Here is a 423-nt window from a genome sequence, read left to right on the forward strand (position 1 = left end):
GCTCAGTTGGATAGAGCAACAGCCTTCTAAGCTGTAGGTCACAGGTTCGATTCCTGTCGGACAGGCCACTTGGCTTTCTGCTCCGCTTCTCTTCCTGTTCCTAAATCGCCAAGGCGCTAACGCTGGTGTCCAGCTGCAGCCAGCGCACCGCCGCGCTGCGCAGGTCTTCGATCTCCCCGGTTGTCAAAAACTGGGTAGAAGCCACCGGCTCTGTGGCCGCTGCCGCTAACAGGCCCGCAGCGTCCAGCAGGCGCCGGGTGTGGCGTGCCACCGGCGCGCCGCCTTCCAGTAACGCAACCTGGTCACCAATGGAGCGGCGCAGCACGGCCTCGACAAACGGGTAGTGCGTGCAGCCCAGCACCTGCGTGTCCATCGCTGCAGAATTTAAGCCAAAGCGGCCCATAGCCCCCGTGTACTCTGCAC

1 pseudogene is annotated in these 423 nt (G+C 62.6%); it reads right to left on the reverse strand.

What is annotated here, in order from left to right:
• Positions 1-100 precede the first annotated feature (100 nt).
• Positions 101-423, reverse strand: a pseudogene (locus tag AC1D1Y_RS26530) (glutamate racemase); the annotation flags it as partial.

Source organism: Polaromonas sp. P1_G1 (genome assembly GCF_056405595.1).